General features: G+C 72.4%; 21 protein-coding genes. 5 read left to right on the forward strand and 16 right to left on the reverse strand.

All coding sequences use genetic code 11. From position 1 onward, the window contains the following. Positions 1-497: 497 nt before the first annotated feature. From QRN89_RS28020 to QRN89_RS28095, 16 genes are all read right to left on the reverse strand, one after another. The gene (locus QRN89_RS28020) at positions 498-1,961 is read right to left on the reverse strand and encodes a catalase (RefSeq protein WP_290352188.1); all 1,464 of its coding nucleotides are present in this window, start codon (positions 1,959-1,961) and stop codon (positions 498-500) included. A gap of 400 nt (positions 1,962-2,361) precedes the next feature. Next, positions 2,362-3,288, reverse strand: coding sequence for a 2-hydroxy-3-oxopropionate reductase (locus QRN89_RS28025; RefSeq protein WP_290352189.1), 927 nt, complete (start codon positions 3,286-3,288; stop codon positions 2,362-2,364). A 59-nt stretch (positions 3,289-3,347) separates the two neighbouring features. Continuing rightward, positions 3,348-4,187 carry a TIM barrel protein gene (locus QRN89_RS28030; RefSeq protein ID WP_290352190.1) on the reverse strand — a complete coding sequence of 280 codons (840 nt, stop codon included), beginning with the start codon at positions 4,185-4,187 and terminating at the stop codon, positions 3,348-3,350. Between the two features lie 344 nt (positions 4,188-4,531). Then, positions 4,532-5,407, reverse strand: coding sequence for a hypothetical protein (locus tag QRN89_RS28035; protein ID WP_290352191.1), 876 nt, complete (start codon positions 5,405-5,407; stop codon positions 4,532-4,534). Positions 5,408-5,454: 47 nt separating this feature from the next. Beyond that, the gene (locus QRN89_RS28040) at positions 5,455-6,381 is read right to left on the reverse strand and encodes an Rv1363c family protein (RefSeq protein ID WP_290352192.1); all 927 of its coding nucleotides are present in this window, start codon (positions 6,379-6,381) and stop codon (positions 5,455-5,457) included. Then, entirely contained in the window at positions 6,354-7,628 is a 1,275-nt protein-coding gene (locus QRN89_RS28045) for an MCE family protein (protein ID WP_290352193.1), read from the reverse strand. The genes QRN89_RS28040 and QRN89_RS28045 overlap by 28 nt, the downstream gene beginning before the upstream one ends. Next, positions 7,625-8,917, reverse strand: a complete 1,293-nt coding sequence (locus tag QRN89_RS28050; RefSeq protein ID WP_290352194.1) for an MCE family protein — start codon at positions 8,915-8,917, stop codon at positions 7,625-7,627. The genes QRN89_RS28045 and QRN89_RS28050 overlap by 4 nt, the downstream gene beginning before the upstream one ends. After that, on the reverse strand, positions 8,914-10,077 hold the full coding sequence (locus QRN89_RS28055) for an MCE family protein (protein WP_290352195.1): 1,164 nt from the start codon (positions 10,075-10,077) through the stop codon (positions 8,914-8,916). The genes QRN89_RS28050 and QRN89_RS28055 overlap by 4 nt, the downstream gene beginning before the upstream one ends. Continuing rightward, on the reverse strand, positions 10,074-11,054 hold the full coding sequence (locus tag QRN89_RS28060; protein WP_356948699.1) for an MCE family protein: 981 nt from the start codon (positions 11,052-11,054) through the stop codon (positions 10,074-10,076). Before QRN89_RS28060 ends, QRN89_RS28055 begins: the two co-directional genes overlap by 4 nt. 20 nt (positions 11,055-11,074) lie before the next feature. Next, positions 11,075-12,118, reverse strand: a complete 1,044-nt coding sequence (locus tag QRN89_RS28065; RefSeq protein WP_290352197.1) for an MCE family protein — start codon at positions 12,116-12,118, stop codon at positions 11,075-11,077. Further along, on the reverse strand, positions 12,115-13,356 hold the full coding sequence (locus QRN89_RS28070) for an MCE family protein (protein WP_290352198.1): 1,242 nt from the start codon (positions 13,354-13,356) through the stop codon (positions 12,115-12,117). The genes QRN89_RS28065 and QRN89_RS28070 overlap by 4 nt, the downstream gene beginning before the upstream one ends. Positions 13,357-13,361: 5 nt before the next feature. Beyond that, a complete protein-coding gene (locus QRN89_RS28075) occupies positions 13,362-14,189 on the reverse strand; it encodes an MlaE family ABC transporter permease (RefSeq protein ID WP_290352199.1) in 828 nt (275 codons plus the stop codon). Positions 14,190-14,191: 2 nt separating this feature from the next. Continuing rightward, positions 14,192-14,962: an MlaE family ABC transporter permease gene (locus QRN89_RS28080; RefSeq protein ID WP_123189822.1), complete on the reverse strand. Its 771-nt coding sequence runs from the start codon at positions 14,960-14,962 to the stop codon at positions 14,192-14,194. Next, positions 14,959-15,909, reverse strand: coding sequence for an ABC transporter ATP-binding protein (locus QRN89_RS28085; protein ID WP_290352200.1), 951 nt, complete (start codon positions 15,907-15,909; stop codon positions 14,959-14,961). The genes QRN89_RS28080 and QRN89_RS28085 overlap by 4 nt, the downstream gene beginning before the upstream one ends. A 364-nt stretch (positions 15,910-16,273) precedes the next feature. Beyond that, positions 16,274-17,395: an RNA polymerase sigma factor gene (locus QRN89_RS28090; protein WP_290352201.1), complete on the reverse strand. Its 1,122-nt coding sequence runs from the start codon at positions 17,393-17,395 to the stop codon at positions 16,274-16,276. Between the two features lie 55 nt (positions 17,396-17,450). Continuing rightward, the gene (locus QRN89_RS28095) at positions 17,451-18,560 is read right to left on the reverse strand and encodes a lytic transglycosylase domain-containing protein (RefSeq protein ID WP_290353889.1); all 1,110 of its coding nucleotides are present in this window, start codon (positions 18,558-18,560) and stop codon (positions 17,451-17,453) included. Between the two features lie 178 nt (positions 18,561-18,738). Between QRN89_RS28095 and QRN89_RS28100 the strand changes: the two genes are divergently transcribed. The 5 genes from QRN89_RS28100 to pucL all read left to right on the forward strand — a co-directional run bounded on the left by QRN89_RS28100 (position 18,739) and on the right by pucL (position 21,414). Then, a complete protein-coding gene (locus tag QRN89_RS28100) occupies positions 18,739-19,032 on the forward strand; it encodes a YkoF family thiamine-binding protein (protein ID WP_290352202.1) in 294 nt (97 codons plus the stop codon). Then, positions 19,029-19,406, forward strand: a complete 378-nt coding sequence (locus QRN89_RS28105; RefSeq protein ID WP_290352203.1) for a helix-turn-helix domain-containing protein — start codon at positions 19,029-19,031, stop codon at positions 19,404-19,406. Before QRN89_RS28100 ends, QRN89_RS28105 begins: the two co-directional genes overlap by 4 nt. A 155-nt stretch (positions 19,407-19,561) precedes the next feature. Continuing rightward, a complete protein-coding gene (gene uraD, locus QRN89_RS28110) occupies positions 19,562-20,074 on the forward strand; it encodes a 2-oxo-4-hydroxy-4-carboxy-5-ureidoimidazoline decarboxylase (RefSeq protein WP_290352204.1) in 513 nt (170 codons plus the stop codon). Next, a complete protein-coding gene (gene uraH, locus QRN89_RS28115; protein ID WP_290352205.1) occupies positions 20,071-20,460 on the forward strand; it encodes a hydroxyisourate hydrolase in 390 nt (129 codons plus the stop codon). Before uraD ends, uraH begins: the two co-directional genes overlap by 4 nt. A 6-nt stretch (positions 20,461-20,466) precedes the next feature. Beyond that, positions 20,467-21,414 (forward strand): factor-independent urate hydroxylase, encoded by a 948-nt coding sequence (gene pucL, locus QRN89_RS28120; RefSeq protein WP_290352207.1) that lies wholly within the window; start codon positions 20,467-20,469, stop codon positions 21,412-21,414. The last annotated feature ends 103 nt before the right edge of the window (positions 21,415-21,517 follow it).

The following is a 21,517-nucleotide window of genomic DNA, read 5'->3' on the forward strand; positions in this document are numbered from 1 at the left end:
TGCGGGACCGTAAACCGCACCGTGCGCCTGGCCCGGGGAGGTGGTCGCCGCCCGACGGTGCGGGGCCGGCGCGACAGGACGTTCGAGCCGCCGGGCGGGGTTCCCGGGCTAGCGGAGCCCGGCCGCCGGGTCTCCGGAGCCGGCCGGGGAGGGCCTTCCCGGACCGGTCCCGGCAGGGCTCCGCCAGGACCGCGGCGGGGCGATGGGCGATCCGGCCGGCCCTCCCTCAGGTCTGGAAGGGAGCCGGGTCCGCCCGTACCACCGCACTGGCTCGCACGCCGCCGCGGTCCTCCGGCGGGCGCCGGCCGTGCGGCCGGCGCCGTGTCCTCGCCGTCGGCCACCCCTCATCCGGGCCGGCGGTTCGGACGGCGTACGCACACGGGACCTCCCAGTCTGCGTGCGTACGCGGTCTCGGTGTCAGCACCCCCGCCCCGGCGACACCACCGGTGCGCTCTCCGCGGGGGCGGGGGAGCGGGACGTCCGTCGTCGCGCAGTCCTCAGTCCTCGCGCAGGACGCGGACCGCCTCCTCAACGCGCTTGCCGTAGTCGGGGTCGGCGGCGTGGAAGTGGGCGAGGTTCTTCTCGATGACGTCGTCGCGGGAGACCTGGGACAGGCCGCCGGCGATGTTCGCGACGAGACGCGACTTCTCCTCCTCCGACATCAGGCGGTAGAGCTCACCGGCCTGGTGGAAGTCGTCGTCCTTGGCGTGCAGGGGCGCGGCGTGCGTGCCGGTGTGGCCGTACAGGGCCAGCGGGGCCGACAGGGCGGCGTCGGTCTGCACGGGGCCCGCGTACGAGTTGGGCTCGTAGTTCTTGTCGTGGCGGGAGCCGTTGCGGGTGGCCATGAAGCCGTCGCGGCCGTAGTTGTCGGCGCCGCCGGGAACGGCCTTCGGCGCGTTCACCGGGAGCTGGGTGTGGTTGACGCCGAGGCGGTAGCGGTGGGCGTCCGCGTAGGCGAAGAGGCGCCCCTGGAGCATCTTGTCCGGCGAAGGGCCGATGCCCGGCACGAAGTTGTTCGGGGAGAACGCCGCCTGCTCGACCTCGGCGAAGACGTTGTCCGGGTTGCGGTCGAGGACCAGCCGGCCGACGCGCTGCAGCGGGTGGTCGGCGTGCGGCCACACCTTCGTGAGGTCGAACGGGTTGAAGCGGTAGTCCGCCGCCTCGGCCGCGGGCATGATCTGCACGTAGAGCGTCCATGACGGGTTCACGCCGCGCTCGATCGCCTGGAGCAGGTCCGTCTGGTGCGAGTTGGGGTCCCTGCCCGCGACCTCGGCGGCCTGCTCGCCGCTCAGGCAGCGGATGCCCTGGTTGGTCTTGAAGTGGTACTTGACGAAGAAGGCCTCGCCCTCGGCGTTCGTCCACTGGTAGGTGTGCGACCCGTAGCCGTTCATGTGGCGGTACGAGGCGGGGATGCCGCGGTCGCCCATCAGCCAGGTGATCTGGTGCGTGGCCTCCGGCGCGTGCGCCCAGAAGTCCCACACGTTGTCCGGCTCCTGCTTGCCGGTGAACGGGTCGCGCTTCTGGGAGTGGATGAAGTCCGGGAACTTCACCGGGTCCTTGATGAAGAACACCGGGGTGTTGTTGCCGACGAGGTCGTAATTGCCTTCCTCCGTGTAGAACTTCACCGCGAAGCCGCGCGGGTCACGGACGGCGTCCGCGCCGCCGAGCGAGTCGGCGACGGTGGAGAAGCGCAGGAAGAGCTCCGTGCGCTTGCCGATCGTGTCCAGGAACGCGGCCCGGGTGAAGCCGGTGACGTCGTCCGTCACCTCGAAGTAGCCGTACGCGCCGGAGCCGCGCGCGTGGACGACTCGCTCCGGGATGCGCTCGCGGTTGAAGCGGGCGAGCTTCTCCAGCAGATGCTGGTCCTGGAGGAGGAGCGGGCCACCGACGCCGGCGGTGGCGGAGTTCTGGTTGTCGGCGACCGGAGCGCCGGACTCGGTCGTAAGCACGCGCTGCGTCATGGGTGGGAGGGCGGCCTTCCGTGCGGGAGCTGCTGAAGTGTCAGGAGCGTAAGTACGCGCCCGAGAAAACGTCAACAGTTTGTTGAAGTGAAGGAGGTGAATCCGGGCCGTGGCTGCGCTTGGGCGCGACAGGACAGGTGTCAGCGCAGCCACGGCCCGGACGTGTGCGGGGCCGATGACGGCCCGGGACCGGGGAACCGCAGGGTGGGGCGGGGTGGGCGGACGGCCGCTTCGGCTGCTTCGGTGCCGATCGGGTTCGATCGGGTCCGATCGGCACCGGGCGGGCGGATCCCCGGTCGGGTGGCGCCGGAGCGCGGGGGCGGGTGGGCCTCCGCCGACTGCCCCTCGCCGGACGGGCGGTTCTGGGAGGGCTTCTCCGGTCGGGCGGCCGGCGGGCGGGTCAGGCGACCGGCGAGCCCGACAGGCGCTCGACCGCGCGGAGCAGCGCCGAGTGGTCCAGGCCTCCGTCGCCCTGGGCGCGCAGGGACGCGACCAGCTGGGCGACGACGGCTCCGACCGGCAGCGCGGCACCGACGTTCCGGGCGGCGTCGGTGACGATGCCCATGTCCTTGTGGTGCAGGTCGATCCGGAAGCCCGGCGCGAACTGGCGGTCGAGGAAGTTGTCCTTCTTGCGGGTCAGCACGGTGGAGCCGGCCAGCCCGCCGTTGAGGACGTCCAGTGCCGCCCGCAGGTCCACGCCGGACTTCTCGAGGAAGACGACGGCCTCGGCGCAGGCCTGGATGTTGACGGCGACGATCAGCTGGTTGGCGGCCTTCACCGTCTGGCCGGAGCCGTGCGGTCCGCACAGCACGATGGTCTTGCCCAGGGCCTCGAGGATCGGGCGGGCCTCGTCGAAGACGTCCTGCTCGCCGCCGACCATGATCGACAGTACGGCCTCCACGGCGCCGGCCTCGCCCCCGGAGACGGGGGCGTCCAGCACGCGGATTCCCTTGTCGGCGGCGTTCTTCGCCAGGTCGACGGAGGTCTGCGGGGTGATCGAGGACATGTCGATCAGCAGGGCGCCCCGCTTCGCGTTCTCCAGGATGCCGTCCGCGCCGTACGCGATGGCCTCCACCTGGGGCGAGGCCGGGACCATGGTGATCACGACGTCGGCGTCCCCGACGGCCTCGGCGATCGAGGCGGCGGCGGTGCCGCCGGCGGCCGCGAGACGGTCCAGCTTCTCCTGCTCCAGGGTGTAGCCGGTCACCCGGTAGCCCGCCTTGATCAGGTTCTCGGACATGGGCGAACCCATGATGCCGAGGCCGATCCACGCGATGGTGGGCAGGTCGGATCGGGAGGAGCCGGCGGAGTCTGCGAGGGTGCTCATCGGGGTGCCTCTCTTGAAGCGGTGGTACGAAAGGGAGTCGGCGGGCCGCGGGCCGGATGTCAGTGCGCGGGCCGGGCCTTCTCGGGGAGCCAGTCGAAGGCGCGCGCGCTCGGACGGTCGCCGGCCTTGTACTCCAGGCCGACCCAGCCGTCGTAACCGGCCTTCCTCAGCCGGTCGAGCAGCTCCTCGAGGGGCAGCGAGCCGGTGCCCGGCGCGCCGCGGCCCGGGTTGTCCGCGATCTGCACATGGCCGGTCTTCGCCGCGTACGCGTCGATGGCGGCGGCGACGTCCTCGCCGTTCATCGACAGGTGGTAGATGTCGAGCAGGAACTTGGCGTTGCCGAGGCCGGTGGCGGCGTTGACCTGGTCCACGACCTCGATCGCGGAGGCCGCACTCACCAGCGGGTAGAGCGGCGACTCCGGCTTGTTCAGGGTCTCGACCAGCAGGATCGCGCCCACCTGCTCGGCCGCGTGGGCCGCCGTCACCAGGTTCTCCAGGGCGAGTTCGTCCTGGACCGCCGGGTCCACGCCCTCGACGCGGTTGCCGTACAGGGCGTTGAGCGCCTTGCAGCCCACCGACGCGGCGAAGTCCGCGGCCACGTCGATGTTGGCGCGGAAGCGGTCCGACTCCTCACCGGGTACGGAGAGGGCGCCGCGGTCCGGGCCCGGCAGCCGCCCGGCGTAGAAGTTCAGGCCCACCAGCCGGGTGCCGGAGTTCCTCAGCGCCTTCCTGAGGTCGTCCAGTTCGCTCTGGTCGGGCGTGGGGGTGTCGATCCAGGGCCACCACAGCTCGACCGCCGTGAAGCCGGCCGCCGCGGCGGCCGCGGGGCGCTCCAGCAGCGGGAGTTCCGTGAAGAGGATCGACAGGTTCACATCGAAGCGCTGGTCCGTGTATCCCATGAGGGGGTGCGCTCCTTCCGTATTGCGGAAACTCGTTTCTGCTTAATGGAAGATTGCCTGCAGTGGGGGAGAGCTGTCAAGACCGGGCCGCGATCTGCCCGCGATGCGGACCGCTTCCGGGCAGCGGCGGCCCGTTGGCGCCCGGCAGGCGAGGACGTCCCCGGCACGACGCGGCGGCCGGCTGCGTGCCAGAGCGCCCCCGGGCGGAGCGGGAGGGGCCGGGCAGCGCGTACGCGCCCCGTCCGGGCGGGAAGCGGGCACGGGAAAGCGCCCCCTGGGGGACGGTGACGGCCCTGCACGGCCGTCGCCGTCCCCCAGGGGGCGCAGCGCTTCCTTCCCGGCGGTTACAGCGCGTCGACCGCGCTGACCTTCCACCCGCCGGGGGTCCGGGTGAGCTCCATCCGGACCCGGTTCAGATCCACCCGGGGCCCGTCGACACGGGTACTCCTCGTCACCTGGTTGACGAAGAGCAGGACCACGGCCCGGTCCGGTGAGGCCGACACCACCGAGGCCGCGGGGCTGCCGCCGCCGGGCGGCGTCACCACCGAGGCCTTGACCACCCCCTGGTACTTCTTCGCCGTGGGTGCCACGACCTTCGTGGTCGTCCGGCGGTACTCCTCCAGGAACGGCCCGGTGAGATGGCCGCGGGCCGCGGCGAAGTCCCGGTCCAGATGCCGGTGGTCGTACGAGAGCACGGCCGGTGCCGCCTTCCGCGCCGCCGCCAGTGCCCCGGCCCGCCCCTCCTCCGCCTGCCGGCCGTCCGCGTACGCCGTGCCGAGCACGGCCGCGGCGATCAGCCCGGCGACGGTGAGCACGGCGAGTACCGCGCAGATCAGCAGCCGGCGCCGCGGGGACCGCCGGCCGCCCGGGACGCCGTCGTCCTCCGCCGGGGCGCCGGCCGCACGCGCGGCGTCCGGCTGCTCCCGGTCCCGCTCCACGCGGTCCGGCCCCCCACGGTCCGGCTCCTCCCAGTCGGGTGCCTCCCAGTCGGGCTCACTGCCCTCGGGCGGAGGGTCCTCGGCGCGCAGCGTCCGCCCGGACACCACACCGCCGGGACCGGCGGCGGGCTGTCCGGAGCCGTCGGTGCCGGGCGCTGCGCGCCGGCCGCCCCCGGTCTGCTGGGCCTGTTCGGCACGCTTGGCCGCCGCCCGGGCTGCGGCGGTCATGGAGCGCCGGGCGGGGGAGCCGGTGCCGCGGCCGCGGGTCGTCGTGTTCGCCACGGGGATTCTCCTCACTGGTGGTCGTACTGGCGTGACGGGGGCGGGGGTCAGCCGACGAACTCCACGTTCGACGTCAGCCAGCGGCCGCCCTCGAGCACGAGATCGAGCTGGAGCCGGTAGGTACGGGACTGGCCCTCCGGTGCGGCCGAGTTGGTCACCTTGCTGTCGGCGACGACCAGCACCCGGGCGGTGCGCTCGTCGGAACGGGCGATGCCCGCCTCCAGGACCTGCCCTTCGGAGACCGACTTGTTCGCGGCGACGAGCTTGGTCAACTCCGCCGTCTGCGCAGCGAACTGCTCCTTGAACTCGCCCGCCGCGCCCTTGAGGACGTTCGCGCTGTCCCGTTCGTAGTGCCGGTAGTCGAGCGAGGTGAAGTTCAGCGCCGACCGGCGGGCGGCGGCCAAAATGTCCTGTCGGCGCTGCTCGTCGGCGTGCTGCTCGTGCACCCGGAAACCGAGCCACAGGGACAGGGCCGTCGTCACGACGGTCGCCGACGCGAGCAGGGCGGCCACCGCCCTGCCGTGGCGGGCGGCGGTGACCGCCCGCGCCCCGAGCCGGCGGATCGCCCGCACTGCTCCCGGCACGGACCCCCTGCGCACACCGCTCGCCGCGCGGGTGGGGGCCGCGGCGCCGGGCGCCGGGCCCGTCTCCCTGACGTCGGCTGATGGGCCGGCCTCCCGGCCCCCGGCCGCCGGGTCCGTCTCCCGGGCGTCGCCCGCGGGGTCGGTCTCCCGGCCCTCGGTCACCGGGCCGGTCTCCCTGACCTCGCCCGCCGGGCCCGTCGCTCGGCCACGGACCGCAGGGGCCGTCCTCTCGCGCCCGCCTGCCGGGTCCTTCGCTCCGCCACGGACCGCGGGCCCCGTCGTCCCGCCCCCGCCCACCGGATCCGCGCCCCCGATCACCGTGACCGCCGAGGCGTCCTCCGGGCCGGGCGCCGTCACGTCCGTCATGCCATCGGTCCCACGAGCAGCCATTGCCACGACTCCTTTCCGAACACGCTCTGTTCGCCGCCCGTCGAGCCGATCTCGACGGGCGTTCCGTCCGGTCCGGCGGCCGCGCCGGTCTCCGGGTCGTACGGGGTGACGTACGCGGCCGGGTCCGCGCCGCGGGAGCGCCCCGAGGCCCCGGGAACGTTCTGCGCACCGCGTACCGAGCTGGGGCCACCGCGCGGGGCCGAGCAGCGCGCGCCCGTGTTCGCCGGCCGATCGGCGGTGTCCGAGGGGTCGCGCCGCTGGGTGCCGTAGCCCTGCCGGCACGCCGGCGGGTCGTCCGCGTTCGCCACCATGCCGAAGTGGGTGGTGCCGTCGCCCGGGATCACCGTGTAGCTGCCCGACACCACCACGGGGAAGGTGACCAGCGCCTGCTCCACACCGGGCAGCCGGGCCACCGTGATCTGGCCGCCGCTGATCAGATTGCCCAGCAGGACCGGCAGATGGGGCCGGGTCTCCGTCAGCAGCGCGTCGACCTCCTGCGCGGCGGGCGCGCCGGCGCCGACGAGCCGGCGGATGTCGCCGTCGGAGGACTTCAGCTCAGCGGTGAGCGCCGCCAGATCCCGCGAGAAGGACCGGATCGCCGAGCCCTGCTCCACCTGGGTGCCGAGCACCTTCCGGGAGTCCTCGATGAGGGCGACCGTCTGCGGCAGCGACTCGGACGCCGACTCGACCAGGTTGTTTCCGGAGTCGACCAGCCTGCCCAGCTCCGGACCGGTGCCCGCGAACGCCTTGCCGAGCTCGTCGACCGTGATCCGAAGGTCCTTCCTGCCGACCGAGTTCACCAGCCGGTCCAGGCTCAGGACGACGTCCGTGGTGGGCAGCGGCACGCGGGTGTCGCCGCGGGCGATGACGCTCCCGTCGCGCAGGTACGGGCCGCCCGTTCCGCGCGGCTGCAGATCGACGTACTGCTCGCCTACCGCCGAACGGTTCGCCACCACCGCCACCGTGTCCGCCGGGATCCGGGCGCCGTCCTCGACGTCCAGGTCCACCGACACCCCGTCCCGCCCGGTGAGCCGCAGTTCCCCGACCCGGCCGACGGGCACTCCCCGGTAGGTGACCTCCGCACCCTCGAACACCCCTCCGGAGTCGGCGAGGTCGGCCCGCACGGTGTAGCCGCGGTCGAGGACGGCGTCCACCAGTCCCGTGTAGCGGGCCCCGACGTACGACACCCCGACCGCGGTGAGCGCGGCGAACGCCGCGAGCTGGATCCTGACCGTACGTGTGATCACGGCTGCATCCCCTTCAGCATCAGCTCCGCGAGGGCCGGATCGACCCCCGGCGGACGTCCGTCGCCGCCGTGACCGCCGACGTACGACGCGTGACCGCCGGTGCACACCGGCGGGCACAGTCCGCCACCGCCGCCCGGAGGCGGTGCGGGAACGGAAGGCCCGCCCGGCAGCGCCGTGGGCTCCGGAACGCCCGGCACGTCCGGGACGTCGGGGACGTCCGGGAGCTCCGGCGGCAGATCCGGCAGGTCGGGCAGTGGCGGGGCGTCCGGCCCGCCGGGTGCCGACGGCTCGTCGGCGAGATTGCCGTAGACCGAGGCGAGGTCGAGATCGGCGGTGATCCTCAGATTGACGTAGTCGCCGTGGATCGCGTCCACGGCGTTGCGCGGGAACGGGTACGTCGTCATCAGCTCCAGGGCGTTGGGCAGATCGTCACCCGCCTTGTTGAGCTGTTCCAGGATCGGCCGGAGGCTCTTCAGGTTCGCCACGGTGTCGTCCCGCGAGGCGTTGATCACCTGAGTGCCGGTCTTCCCCAGCTTCGACAGCGACGTGAGCATGGCCGTCAGGCTGCGCCGCTGGTCGGCGAGGACCTTCAGCGCCGGAGGCACCGTGTCGAGGGCCCCGGCGATGGTCTTCTTCTCCCGGGCCAGCCGCTTGGCGAGCCGGTCGACGCCGGCCAGCGCGCGGACGATCTCCATGCGCCGGTCGTCGAGGCCGCCGATGAAGGTGTCCAGCTCCGTCAGCAGGGACTTGACCCGGTTCTCACGGCCTTCCAGCGCCTTGTTGAGCTCGGTCGTGATCGTCTTCAGCTGGGCCACCCCGCCGCCGTTGAGCAGCGCGGACAGGGCGGACAGCACCTCCTCGATCTCCGGATTGCGGCCGCTGCGGGAGAGCGGGATCCGGGCGCCGTCCTTCAGCCGGCCGGCCGGGGCGGCGTCCACGGGCGCGGACAGCGCCACGTACTTCTCGCCGAGCATGCTGGTCTGCCGCAGTTCGGCCACGGCGTTGGCGGGCAGCTTCACCGAGTCCTCGATGCGCAGCCGCACCCGGGCGTGCCAGCCGTCCAGTTCGACCTTCTCCACCGCGCCGACGGTGACGTCGTTCACCTTCACCGCAGACTGGGGCACGAGGTCGAGCACGTCCCTGAACTCGACGGTCACCCGGTAGGCGTTGCCGTCGGCCGCCGCGCCGCCGGGCAGGCCGACGTCGTGCAGTCCGCTGAACTCACAGCCCGTCAGCAGCAGCGCACCGGCCGCCGCCCACACCGCTGTGCCGGTGCGCAGCGCCCTCATGCGCGGGCCTCCAGGATTCCGCCGAGCGTCCGGTCGACCGCGCCGGTCCCGGACACCGCCCGCGTGCCGGCAGGCCCGAGCTCCGGCAGGGAGTCGAACAGTTTCCGCAGGTCCGCGCAGTCCTTGCTCTTCGCGTCGCCGGTCGTCCGCAGCAGCGAGCAGAGCAGCGCCGCCGGATCCTGCGGATGGTCGGGGTTGTTGCGGGTGTCGAGCGTCCCGGCGGACGGGTTGTAGGCGTTCTGCAGGTTGGACAGTCCGGCCGGGGCGACCTCCAGCAGCTCCGCGAGCGCGGCGCGCTGGGTGACCAGCACCTTGGTGACCTTGCTCAGACCCTCCACGTTCGACGCCAGCGACCGCTTGTTCGCCCGTACGAAGTCGGACACGTCGGCGAGCGCCACTCCCAGGTGCCGCAGCGCCGCCGCGAGGTCCTTGCGCTCCGCGGCGAGCTGCCCGGCCACCTTCGCGAGGCTGTCGTTGAACGACCGGACGTTCTTGTCGTCGGCGGCCAGCGCCGCGGTGAACACCTGGAGGTTGCGGACGGTGGAGAACAGGTCCTGCCGGCCGTCGGACAGCGTGGTCACCGCCAGGGAGAGGTCCTCCACCGACTGGTGGATCGCGCCGCCCTGCCCTTCGAGGTTGTCCGCGCTCACACCCAGCAGCCGCGACAGCGCGCCCTTGTCGTTCGCGCCGCGCGGACCGAGCGCCTCCGACGTCGTGTGGAGACTGTCGAAGACCCGGTCCAGCTCCACCGGTACGGCCGTGCGCCGCTCCGGGATGACAGCGCCGCTGCGCATCACCGCGCCGTTCCGGTACACGGGCAGCAGCTGCACGTAACGGTCGCTGACCACCGAGGAGTTGATGATCGCGGCCTTGGCCGCGGCGGGGACCTTCCGCCCTGAGTCCCACTCCAGTACTACCCGCACCCGGCGTCCCTCCGGGGTGATCTCCTTGACCTCGCCGATCCGGACGCCCAGCACCCTGACGTCGGATCCGGGATAGATGCCGACCGTCCGCGGGAAGTACGCGGTGACTCGGACCGGATCTTCCCGCGGCCACAGGACCACGGCGCTCGCGGCGGCCAGCGCGAGGGCGGTCACCAGCGCGACCCTGCGCAGCACGGGTGTGCGCGGGACGCGTATGCGCGACAGGGGCGCTTTCACGAGGGACCTCCCGTCCGCGGGACCACCGGAGTGGCGACCATGTTCTGGATGTAGCTGTCGAACCATCGGCCGTTGCCGAGGGTGTTGGTGAAGACGCGCACGTAGGGCGCGAGCAGCCGCACGCTGCGGTCGAGAGCGGCCTGGTTGCGTTCGAGCATGCCGACCACCTGGTTCAGGCCCTTGAGCGCCGGCCCGATCTCCTTGCTGTTGTCCTCGACCAGCCCCGACAGCTGGATCCCCAGCGCGGCGGAGCTCTTGAGCAGGGCGTGGATCGCCGCCCGCCGCCGGGAGATCTCCTGGAACAACGCGTCACCGTCCTTCACCAGAACGGAGAACTCGCGGGATCGCTCGGCGAGGACCCCGCTGACGCCGTTGGCGTGGTCGAGGAGTTCGCGCAGCGCCCGGTCGCGGGAGGCGACCGTGCGGGAGATCTGCGACAGGCCCTTCACCGACTCCCGTACCTCGGCGGGGGAGTCCTCGAAGGTGGTGGAGATCGTGTTCAGCGCCGTGGCCAGCCGCTGGGTGTCGACCTTCTCCGTGGTCGTGGTCAGATCGCTGAAGGCGGTCACGACGTCGTAGGCGGGCGTGGTCCGGTTCAGCGGGATCTCGCTGCCCGGCCTCAGCCGGCCCGGGCCCTCGGGCCTCAGCGCCAGGTACTTGGCGCCCAGGATCGTCTTGACGCGGATGGCCGCACCCGTCCTGGTGCCGAAGGCCGGCTCGCCCTTGACCCGGAAGACCACCCTGACGTGGTCCCCGTCCAGATCCACCTCGTCGACCTTGCCGACCTTCACCCCGGCGATGCGGACCTCGTCGCCGGGCTTCAGGCCGCCCGCCTCCGAGAACGCCGCGGTGTACGTCTCGCCGTCGCCGATCAGCGGCAGGTCGTCGGCGTTGAACGCGGCGACGGCCAGCAGCGCCAGCGTGGTGAGGCCGACCGCCCCGATGGTCACGGGATTCCGCTCCCGGAACGGGATCATGCGCATCCTCAGGCGTCCCTTCATGCGCACCTCGCCCGGGCGACATGGAGCTCCGGTGTGATGACCTCCCTGGTCTTCGGCAGCACCACCCGGCCGTCGAAGTCACAGAGGTAGAAGTTGAACCAGGAGCCGTACGAGGCGGTCCCCGTCAGCTTGTTGAGCTTGTTCGGCAGCCGCTTCAGCACGCCCTCCACGGTCTTCTCGTTGTCGTTCAGCGTTCCGGTGAGGTCCCGCAGCTCCGCGATGTCGTCGCGCAGCGGAGGGCGGGCGTCCTCCAGCAGGCCCGAGGTCGCCTCCGTCAGCTCGTTGATGTTCACCAGCGACTCGCCGATCGGCTTGCGGTCGGCGGAGAGACCGGAGACCACCCGCTGGAGCTGCTTGATCAGCCCGGAGAACCGGGCGCCGCGCTCGTCCAGGGTCGTCAGCACCGTGTTGAGGTTGTCGATCACCGACCCGATCAGCTCGTCGCGGTCGGCGAGGGTGCTGGTGAGCGAAGCGGTGTGCGCGAGCAGGCTGTTCACCGTGCCGCCCTCGCCCTGGAGCGTCTTGATGATCTCGGTGGCGAGCTGGTTGACGTCCTCGGGGCTGAGCGCAGCGAACAGCGGCTTGAAACCGTTGAGCAGCGCGTTCAGATCGAGCGCGGGCTGGGTGCGGGAGAGGGGGATCAGGCCGCCGGCCGGCAGCCTCGTGCCGTCGCCGGGGCCCTCCGTCAGCGCGATGTACCGGGAGCCGACCAGATTGCGGTAGCGGATCACCGCGCCCGTGCCGGCGTACAGCGGGCGGTTCTCCGTCACCGTGAACGTGACCTCCGCCAGTGTCCGGTCCCGTATGCCGATCTCCCGCACCTCCCCGACCCGCACCCCCGCGACGCGGATGTCGTCGCCCTCCTCCAGGCCGGTGACATCGCTGAACACGGCCCGATAGGTGTGCTCGGGGGCGAAGGAGAAGGTGGCGATGGTCGCCGCGAGCAGCGCCGTCGCGAGCACGGTCACCACCGCGAAGAGGCTGAACTTGATCAGCGGCGACGCGGTCTCGCCCGCCCGTCGCAAACGCACCGACCTCATGCGACGCTCACCGCCGTCCCCCGGGCCATCGGGCCGAACAGCAGGGTGGCCACCGCGGGCACCTCGTCCGCGGGCACACCCATGACGGGCGCGACGAGCGACCCGACGGCGCGCTGCTCGGCCCCGGTCGCGGACACCGGCCTGCCCGCCGCTCCGCCCGGGGTGACCCTGGCGGTGCCGTCGTCCAGCTTCACGTCCGGTGCCGGGACCTGCGGCCGGGGCATGCCGTGGCAGTTGGGTCCTGAGCGCTCCCCCCAGCGGGGTTCCTCGCCGGGCCGGTACCCGGGCCGCGGACGGACGAACTCGAGGGTGATGTGCATCTTCCCGCCTCTGAAGGTCTGTTCCGACGCGGCCTCCTGCCTCACCAGCCCGTCCAGGAGGCAGGGATACTCCGGCGAGTAGCGGGCGAACAGCGCCAGCGTGGGGCGCGAGACCCGGCCCAGGGTGATCAGCCGCTCCCCGTTGTCGTCCAGGAACCCGTCCGCGGTCCCCGCGACGCCGGCCGTCGCGGTGAACATGGCGGCCAGCTGCTCCTGCTTCGCCACGACGGTGCGGCTGGTGGTGAGGGTGTTCCGCAGGATCCTCATCAGGTCCGGCGCGGCGTCCCCGTACACCTCGGCCACGTCCGCGAACCGGGAGATGTCCTCCTCGAGCGACGGCAGATGGGGATTGAGCCGGCGGAGGTACCCCTCGACCCGCGTGAGGTTGTCGCCGATCCGGTCGCCCCGGCCCTCCAGCGCGGTGGAGAACGCCGAGAGCGTGGCGTTGAGTTCGGCGGGGCGGACGGTGCGCAGCAGCGGCAGCAGATCGTTCATCAGCCGCTGCACCTCGATACCGGCCGCGGTGCGGTCCTGGGTGATGACGTCACCGGCGCGGATCGACCGCGCCGGGGGGCCGCCGGGGGCCGCCACCAGGTCGACGTACTTCTCCCCGAACAGCGTCTTGGGCAGCAGCCTCGCCCGGACGTCGGCCGGGATGCGCGGGACGTGCTCCGGGGCGAGCGCGAGGTCGAGCGTTGCCTTCTCCCCGTCGGCCCGCACCCCGCGCACCTCGCCGACCAGCAGCCCGCGCAGCTTGACGTCGGCCTGCGGCTCCAGCTGGTTGCCGAGGACGCCGGTCTCCAGCGTCACCCGGACGACGGGGGTGAAAGCCTTCCGGTACACGGCCACGGACAGCGACAGCAGCAGCGCCAGCACGGCGATGAAGACGATTCCGTGGATCCTCCGTCGGACACGCATCGGCCCTACCCCGCAATCCGTACGGTCGTGCTGGCGCCCCAGATCGCCAGGCTGAGGAAGAAGTCCAGGACGTTGATGGCGACGATGGAGGTGCGCACGGCACGGCCGACCGCGACGCCGACGCCGGCCGGGCCGCCGCTCGCGTGGTAGCCGTAGTAGCAGTGCACCAGGATGATCACGACGGCGAAGACGATCACCTTGCCGAACGACCACAGCACGTCGACCGGCGGCAGGTACTGCTGGAAGTAGTGGTCGTACGTGCCGGCCGACTGGCCGTGGTAGCCGGTCGTGATCGTCCGGGCGGCGAAGTACGAGGACAGCAGCCCGATCACGTAGAGCGGGACGACGGCGACGAACCCGGCGACCATCCGGGTCGTCACCAGGAACGGCAGCGACGGGACGCCCATCACCTCCAGGGCGTCGGTCTCCTCGCTGATCCGCATCGCGCCGAGCTGGGCGGTGAAGCCGGCCCCGACGGTCGCCGACAGCGCCAGGCCGGCCACCAGCGGGGCGATCTCCCGGGTGTTGAAGTACGCGGAGAGGAACGCGACGAAGTTGGAGGTGCCGAGCTGGTTGAGGGCGGCGTACCCCTGCAGGCCCACCTCGGTGCCGGTGAAGAAGGACAGGAACGCGATCACGCCCACGGTCCCGCCGACGACGGCGAGCGCGCCGCGGCCGAAGCTGACCTCGGCGAGCAGCCGCAGGACCTCCTTCCGGTAGCGGCGCAGGGTGCGTCCGGTCCAGGCCAGCGAGCGTCCGTAGAAGGACAGTTGGGCGCCCAGCTCCTCCAGGGAGCGCAGCGGTCGCCCCACGAGACGGTCGATCAGCGCCACGGTCAGCCCTTCTGCGGAACGACTTGGAAGTACACGGCGGTCATCACGAAGTTCGTGACGAACAGCAACATGAAGGTGATGACCACCGACTGGTTCACCGCGTCGCCGACGCCCTTCGGACCGCCCTTGGCCGTCAGCCCCTTGTACGAGGCGACGATGGCCGCGATCGCCCCGAACACCAGCGCCTTCAGCTCGGCCGCCCACAGGTCGGACAGCTGGGCGAGCGTGGTGAACGACGCCAGGTAGGCGCCGGGAGTGCCGTTCTGCAGGACGACGTTGAAGAAGTAGCCGCCCGCGACCCCGACCACCGACACCAGGCCGTTGAGCAGCACCGCGACCACCATCGACGCCAGCACCCGGGGGACCACCAGACGGTGGATCGGGTCGATGCCCAGTACCTGCATCGCGTCGATCTCCTCGCGGATCTTGCGCGCGCCCAGGTCCGCGCAGATCGCGGTGCCGCCGGCGCCCGCGATCAGCAGGGCCGTCACGATCGGCGACGCCTCCCGCAGCACGGCGAGCACCGAGGCCGCGCCCGAGAAGGACTGGGCGCCGAGCTGCCGGGTCAGACTGCCGATCTGCAGCGCGATCACCGCGCCGAAGGGGATCGAGACCAGCGCCGTCGGCAGGATCGTGACACTCGCGATGAACCAGGCCTGCTGGATGAACTCCCGTATCTGGAAGGGCCGTCGGGGCAGCGTCCTCAGGACGTCCAGCGCCATCGCGAACAGGCTGCCGGAGTGCCGGAGCGCCCCGGTGGGGGAGAGGCTCATGCTCCTGCCACCTCCTTGCGTCCGCGCAGCTCCGCCTCGCGCCGTGCGATGGCCTCCCAGCGGGGCGGCCGGGTGATGCCCGGGCTCGGCAGCAGTCGGGGGGTCATCCCGTGGGCTCCCCCGTCGTCCCCGGCTCCCGTGCCCCGGTCCAACTGCGCGAGCTCCCGCTCGACCTGGGCGGCGTCCTTCTCCTCCGCCATGCCGATGGGCCCCTGCATCCGGCCGTGGAGGAACTGCCGCACGACGGGCTCGTCACTGGTCAGCAGCCGCTCGCGGGGACCGAACATCACCAGCTCCCGGCGGAACAGCAGCCCGATGTTGTCCGGGACCTGGCGGGCGGAGGCGATGTCGTGGGTGACGATGAGGAAGGTGGCGTCGATCTGCGCGTTGAGATCGACGATCAGCTGGTTGAGATAGGCCACCCGTACCGGGTCGAGTCCCGAGTCCGGCTCGTCGAAGAGGATGATCTCCGGGTCGAGCACCAGGGCGCGGGCCAGCCCGGCCCGCTTGCGCATCCCGCCGGAGATCTCGCCGGGCAGCTTCTCCTCGGCGCCGATCAGACCGACCATGTCCATCTTCTCGAGGACGGTCCGCCGGATCTCGGTCTCGGACCTGCGGGTGTGCTCGCGCAGAGGGAAGGCGATGTTGTCGTACAGATTCATCGACCCGAACAGAGCGCCGTCCTGGAAGAGGACGCCGAACAGTTTCCGCACCTCGTACAGGTCGTGCTCGCGCAGCCGGGTGATGTCCCGGTCGGCGATCCGCACCGACCCCCGGTCGGGTCGGAGCAGCCCGACGAGCGTCTTGAGGAACACCGACTTCCCCGTGCCCGAAGGGCCGAGCATGACCGAGATCTCCCCGGCGGGCAGCGTCAGCGACACGTCCTGCCAGATGATCTGCCGGCCGAAGGACTTGGTCAGTCCCTCCACGCAGATCTCGACACCCATCCGGTACACCCTTCAGCCGTTGAGCAGCTCCGACACCTGCTCTACGGGGAGGGGCGGGGCGTCCGTCGCGGCGAGGACGAGATTTTTTCGCCGCAGGGCGGAGGGGTGCTCAGGGTCGCGCCGCGGTGCGTGCGCGCCGGGACGGGCGAACGGCTACGGAGGGGCCCGCCCGCGGTGCGTGCGCGCCGGGACGGGCGAACGGCTACGGAGGGGCCCGCCCGCGGTGCGGGAACGGCCCGGCGGGCGCGTTCCCGCGCGCCGGGGGTTGCGGGCGGGGCCTGGTCCGCGGGTACGGGAGGGTGCGGGGTGGGGCCAGGGGGAGTGGTGTCGCCTCCGGGACCGGCGGGTGCGGCCCGGCCCGGGGTCAGGGCGAGGGCGTCTTCCCCGGGAGCGACGGTGCGGACGACGGCTCCGACGGCAGGACCCGGTCAGGGACGCTGAGGGCCGGAGCGTCCGCGGTGGGAGCTTCGGCAACGGCCTGCCCGGTCACGGCGGGTGTGGGCGGGGTGTCCGGAGCGGTCGGCAGCCCGGGCAGCGCCGGCAGATCGGAGACCGCGGGCACCTTCGGCACCTTCGGTACGTCGGGGACCGACGGCACCGCGGGCGCGGGCACCGGCGGCAACGAGGGCAGCGCCGGGTCCGGCAGGAGCAGCGGCGCGACCGGTCCGGCGCCGGTCGGCCCGTCCGGCGTGGGCGTCACGGGGCCGGAGGAGGCCGTCGCCCCGTCGGCGCCGCGTGCCGCGTCGTCGGCCGCCGGCCACACGTCGGCCGTCTCGGACGTGGCCGGGGCCGGTCCCGGAGTGTCCCCCTCGTAGGCGTACGGCACGACGAAACCGGCGACCGCCAGTGTCGCCGCGGTCGACGCCGCGACCACCAGATGAGCGTGGCCGCCCGTCCGGGGCCGGCGCCCCAGCAGCCACAGGACCAGCCCCAGCGTGCCCGCGAGCGACGCGCGCAGCGTCCGCCGCGCCCGGGCCAGCAGCGACTCCACCGTCCGGTAGCTCAGCCCCATCTCCCGGGCGACCTCACCGACGTCGAGGTCCTCGGACTTCAGCCGCAGTGCCTCGGCCTGCCGCGCGGGCAGCTCACCGCTGCGCACGGCCAGCCACCTGGCCTCGGCCCGGTCGCAGACGACCTCGTCGACGGGCGCCGGCCGCGGCGCCACCAGCCGCGGGCTGCTGCGCACCTCCGCCTCCCGGTTGACCTGCCGGTACCGGTCGACGCACAGCCGCATCGTCACCGTCGTCAGCCACGCACCCAGCCGCTCGTCGTCGAGATGCGGGTTCTCCGCCGCGCGCAGCATCGCCTCGTGCACGGCGTCCTCGGCGTCCTCCGGGCTCATCGAACGCCGGCGCGCCACCTTGAGCAGGTCCTCGCGGTGGCTCCAGGCGCGCTGCCAGCGTTCCTGCGACCGCTCGCGCGGCGGGCCGTACGCCGCCCGATTCTCCAGCCCGCCCGAATGCGTCGCATGCGTGTCCGTCGCCATGAGGGCCCCTTCGCACTCACCCCGCCGGTCCCGTCCTGCCCGGCGGGGGGCGACATTACCGCCCGGTATCGAGGGTTGTGGAGGGGGTGCGGCGCATCGAGTCCGTACCGTTGCCGACCAGCGGATCCGTGCCCGAGGGCACTCCGCCGCCGGGCAGCGGTGTCACGGGCCCCGGGACGGGCGGCACCGGGCCGGCGGGGCCCGCGGGTCCCTGCGCGCCCCCCTCGGCGGGCCGGGGATCGGGGGCCGCGGTGGACCCCGGGGGCCGGGTGCCCTCCCCTCCGCCCGGTCCGTCCGGGCGCGCTGAAGCGGACGGCTGGGACGCGGCGGGCCGGGGCGTACGGGACGGCGCCGGCTGCGGACGGGGAGCGGCCGGACCCGCCGCTCCCAGGTCCGGCACCACCAGGTGTCCTTCCAGGAAGTAGGCGTACCAGGCCCGCACCGTGCGCAGATAGGCCCTCGAGCGGTTGTACCCGAGGACCGCGCGGTCCAGGTCGCCCGGGTCGGACAGGTCCCGTCCGCCCGCGCACAGATACCGGCCCGCGGCGAGCGCCGCGTCGTAGACGTTGGACGGGTCCGCGCGGCCGTCGCCGTTGCCGTCGGCGCCCCAGACCGCCCAGGTCGACGGGATGAACTGCATCGGCCCGACGGCGCGGTCGTACACCGTGTCCCCGTCGTACGCGCCGCCGTCCGTGTCCGTGATCCGCGCGAAGCCGTTGCCGTCCAGCCGCGGCCCGAGGATCGGCGGAGACGCCGTGCCGTCCGGGCCCACCCGGCCGCCGCGCGCCTGCCCGGACTCCACCTGGCCGATGGCGGCGAGCAGCTGCCGGCGGAGCCCGCAGCCGGGCGTGCTGCGCGACAGTTCCGCTTCGGCCCGCAGGTAGGCGGCGAAGACGGTGGAGGGGAGCGTGCCCCCGGTCGTCACCGCGCTCCCGTCGACCGCGCCTTCCGGGGCCATGCCCTCGCGCCCGCGCGGCCGCAGCGGCGGTAGTTCCGTGCGGTAGGCGGAGTCGCCCGAGACGCTCGGTCCGGGCGCCGCCGGTACCCCCTCCGTGCCCGCGGTCGCCGAGGGCACGGCCCCCTGCGCCTGCGAGGCGGTCAGCACCGCCATCGCCGCCGCCGCGACCGCCGTCCCCCGCACCGCTCTGCGTCCGTGACCCGTCAACACGGCCCACCCCTCCCTCGTCGTGCCGCCGCACCGTTCCGACCGGGGGTGCGGCTTCCGTCATCGGCTCTACGCGGGACGCGGGCGGATCCGTCGCACGGCGGCCGCTTCTTTCCGGTGTCGCTGTATTCCGGCACCGCCCGGCGGACGCCCGTGCGGGCGGGCTTAACGTGGGGGCATGCGATTGCGAGTGGAGTTCACGACAGAACCCTTCGACCTCGACGAGGCCCCGGCCCATGCGGTGGTCGCCCGCGAGGTCATCCAGGCCGCCGACCTGGACGCCGTGGACGTGGGCCCCTTCGGCAACACGGCCGAGGGCGGCGCGGACGCCGTGCTCACCGCAGTCGACTCGCTGCTGCGCCGGGCGTTGGGCGCCGGGGCCACCCGGGTCTCGCTGCAGGTCAACGTGATCGGGCAGCACGACGCCGCGCCGGCGGTCCGTGACGGCGCGGACGAGGAGGGGGAGCAGTGACCGAGCCCGGAGACCACCCTCTGGTCAACGCCGTGAAGCCGCTGGTGGACGCGATGGGCGCGGAGATCCTCCGCCCCGAGCAGGCCCAGGCGGACGATGTCGTCCTCTCCTGGGAGGGCGCCGAGGTGCTGGCCGTGCGGCTGCCGCAGCTGTCCGACTCGCTGGACCACATCCTGGCCGCCATGGAGCGGCGTCACGGCATGCCGCTGTCGGCCCTCGACCGCAAGGCGAAGCAGTCGGTGGTGCGGACGCTGGAGGCACGCGGGGCCTTCTCCGTACGGCACGGGGTGGAGACGGTGGCGAGCGCCCTCGGGGTCAGCCGGTTCACCGTCTACAACTACCTGAACAGGGAGAACGCCGCCAAGGGTGACTAGGTGGCCACGATCCGTACGCAGCCGCCGTCCATATGTCGGGACGGCGGCTTTTCTGTCCACGAAGTTTCAACAAAGTGTTGACGGGCTGTCGGGGGAAGGCGTTAGCTATCCGCAGCCCGTCCGACGCACCCTGCAGAACAGCCACGGAGGCTCCCGTGTCTTCGACTTCCGTACCGGGCCTCACCCGGTTCAACACCTCGACGGACAGCGAGGCCCAGGCCGTGCTGCACGAGGTGTGCGCCAGCTCGGCATGGGGCGGCGAGCTGCTCGCCCGGCGCCCCTACGCCACCGTCGAGGCCCTCTTCGCCGCCAGCGACGCCGCCATGGCCGGGCTGACCGCCGAGGACCTGGCCGAAGCGATGGCGGGGCACCCGCCGATCGGCCGGCCGAAGCCCGGGGACCCGACCTCCTCCCGCGAGCAGAGCGGGATGGCCGATGCCTCCGAGGAACTCAGGGCCGAGATGCTCGAACTCAACCTGGCCTACCAGGACAAGTTCGGCCATGTCTTCCTGATCTGCGCCACCGGCCGCACCGGTGAGCAGATGAGGGACGCCGTCCGGGAGCGGATCGACCACTCGCCGGAGCAGGAGCGCGAGATCGTCCGCGCCGAACTGGGGAAGATCAACCGGATCCGGCTGAACCGTCTCGTGGAGGAGGAGAGCGCATGAGCACCGACACCACGGCGTCCGTGTCCACCCACATCCTGGACACCAGCGTCGGCCGCCCCGCCGAGGGCGTCGCCGTCTCCCTGTCGGCCCGCGAGGGTTCCGGCGGCGAGTGGAGGGCGCTCGGGGGGTCCGCGACCGACGCGGACGGCCGGTGCAAGGACCTGCCGGCGCTGCCGGAGGGCACCACCCACGTACGGCTCGACTTCGAGACCGAGCCGTACTTCGCGAAGAAGCAAGCCGAGGCCCAGCAGGACGCCCCCGCGAATCGGGACAGCGGTGCGTTCTTCCCGGAGGTGGCGATCACGTTCGCCGTCGTGTCGGGCGAGCACTACCACGTACCGCTGCTGCTCAACCCGTTCGGCTACTCCGTTTACCGAGGGAGCTAGCAGACAATGACAGCCACATCCCGACCCGGCCGCCCCGTACTCCTGGGACAGAACCAGTACGGCAAGGCCGAGAACCGCGTCGTGAAGATCACGCGGGACGGCGACACCCACCACATCAAGGACCTGAACGTCTCGGTAGCGCTCTCCGGCGACATGGAGGACGTCCACTACTCCGGTTCGAACGCCAACGTGCTCCCGACCGACACCACCAAGAACACGGTGTACGCGTTCGCCAAGGAGCACGGCATCGAGTCCGCCGAGCAGTTCGGCATCCACCTCGCCCGCCACTTCGTCACCTCGCAGGAACCGATCCACCGCGCGCGCATCCGCATCGAGGAGTACGCCTGGGAGCGCATCGCGACCTCCGACGCCAACTCCAGGTTCATCGGCGCCGACGAGGTCAGGCACTCCTTCGTCCGCAAGGGCCAGGAGACCCGCCTCACCCAGATCACCTACGACGGGGAGTCGTGGGAGGTCGTCTCCGGGCTCAAGGACCTGGTCGTCATGAACTCGACGAACTCCGAGTTCTGGGGCTACGTCAAGGACAAGTACACGACGCTGCAGGAGGCGTACGACCGCATCCTGGCCACCGAGGTCTCCGGCCGCTGGCGGTTCAACTGGACCGACGACGAGCAGAAGGCGCCCAACTGGGAGAAGTCCTACGAGCAGGTGAGGAAGCACATGCTCCACGCCTTCGCCGAGACCTACTCCCTCTCGCTGCAGCAGACGCTGTACCAGATGGGCGCGCGCATCATCAACCACCGCGCGGAGATCGACGAGGTCCGCTTCTCCCTGCCGAACAAGCACCACTTCCTCGTCGACCTGGAGCCGTTCGGGCTCAAGAACGACAACGAGGTCTACTTCGCCGCCGACCGGCCCTACGGCCTCATCGAGGCGACGATCCTGCGGGACGGCGCCGAGGCGCGGATCCCGGTCGACCTGACCAACCTCTGACGGGCCGCCCCGGCCCCGGAGGCCGGGGGAGGTCGCCCGTCGGACGGGACCGGCCGCGGCCCCGTCCGTCCGACCGGACGGGGCCGCACCGGAGACGAGGGAG

The organism is Streptomyces sp. HUAS CB01 (assembly GCF_030406905.1).
Lineage (GTDB): Bacteria > Actinomycetota > Actinomycetes > Streptomycetales > Streptomycetaceae > Streptomyces > Streptomyces chengbuensis.

Bases quoted from the DNA above. Each gene is read 5' to 3' on its own strand.
- QRN89_RS28020 (WP_290352188.1), bottom strand. From the start codon at position 1,961: ATGACGCAGCGCGTGCTTACGACCGAGTCCGGCGCTCCGGTCGCCGAC.
- QRN89_RS28025 (WP_290352189.1), bottom strand. From the start codon at position 3,288: ATGAGCACCCTCGCAGACTCCGCCGGCTCCTCCCGATCCGACCTGCCC.
- QRN89_RS28030 (WP_290352190.1), bottom strand. From the start codon at position 4,187: ATGGGATACACGGACCAGCGCTTCGATGTGAACCTGTCGATCCTCTTC.
- QRN89_RS28040 (WP_290352192.1), bottom strand. From the start codon at position 6,381: ATGGCTGCTCGTGGGACCGATGGCATGACGGACGTGACGGCGCCCGGC.
- QRN89_RS28050 (WP_290352194.1), bottom strand. From the start codon at position 8,917: ATGAGGGCGCTGCGCACCGGCACAGCGGTGTGGGCGGCGGCCGGTGCG.
- QRN89_RS28060 (WP_356948699.1), bottom strand. From the start codon at position 11,054: ATGATCCCGTTCCGGGAGCGGAATCCCGTGACCATCGGGGCGGTCGGC.
- QRN89_RS28065 (WP_290352197.1), bottom strand. From the start codon at position 12,118: ATGAGGTCGGTGCGTTTGCGACGGGCGGGCGAGACCGCGTCGCCGCTG.
- QRN89_RS28070 (WP_290352198.1), bottom strand. From the start codon at position 13,356: ATGCGTGTCCGACGGAGGATCCACGGAATCGTCTTCATCGCCGTGCTG.
- QRN89_RS28080 (WP_123189822.1), bottom strand. From the start codon at position 14,962: ATGAGCCTCTCCCCCACCGGGGCGCTCCGGCACTCCGGCAGCCTGTTC.
- QRN89_RS28085 (WP_290352200.1), bottom strand. From the start codon at position 15,909: ATGGGTGTCGAGATCTGCGTGGAGGGACTGACCAAGTCCTTCGGCCGG.
- QRN89_RS28090 (WP_290352201.1), bottom strand. From the start codon at position 17,395: ATGGCGACGGACACGCATGCGACGCATTCGGGCGGGCTGGAGAATCGG.
- QRN89_RS28100 (WP_290352202.1), top strand. From the start codon at position 18,739: ATGCGATTGCGAGTGGAGTTCACGACAGAACCCTTCGACCTCGACGAG.
- uraH (WP_290352205.1), top strand. From the start codon at position 20,071: ATGAGCACCGACACCACGGCGTCCGTGTCCACCCACATCCTGGACACC.
- pucL (WP_290352207.1), top strand. From the start codon at position 20,467: ATGACAGCCACATCCCGACCCGGCCGCCCCGTACTCCTGGGACAGAAC.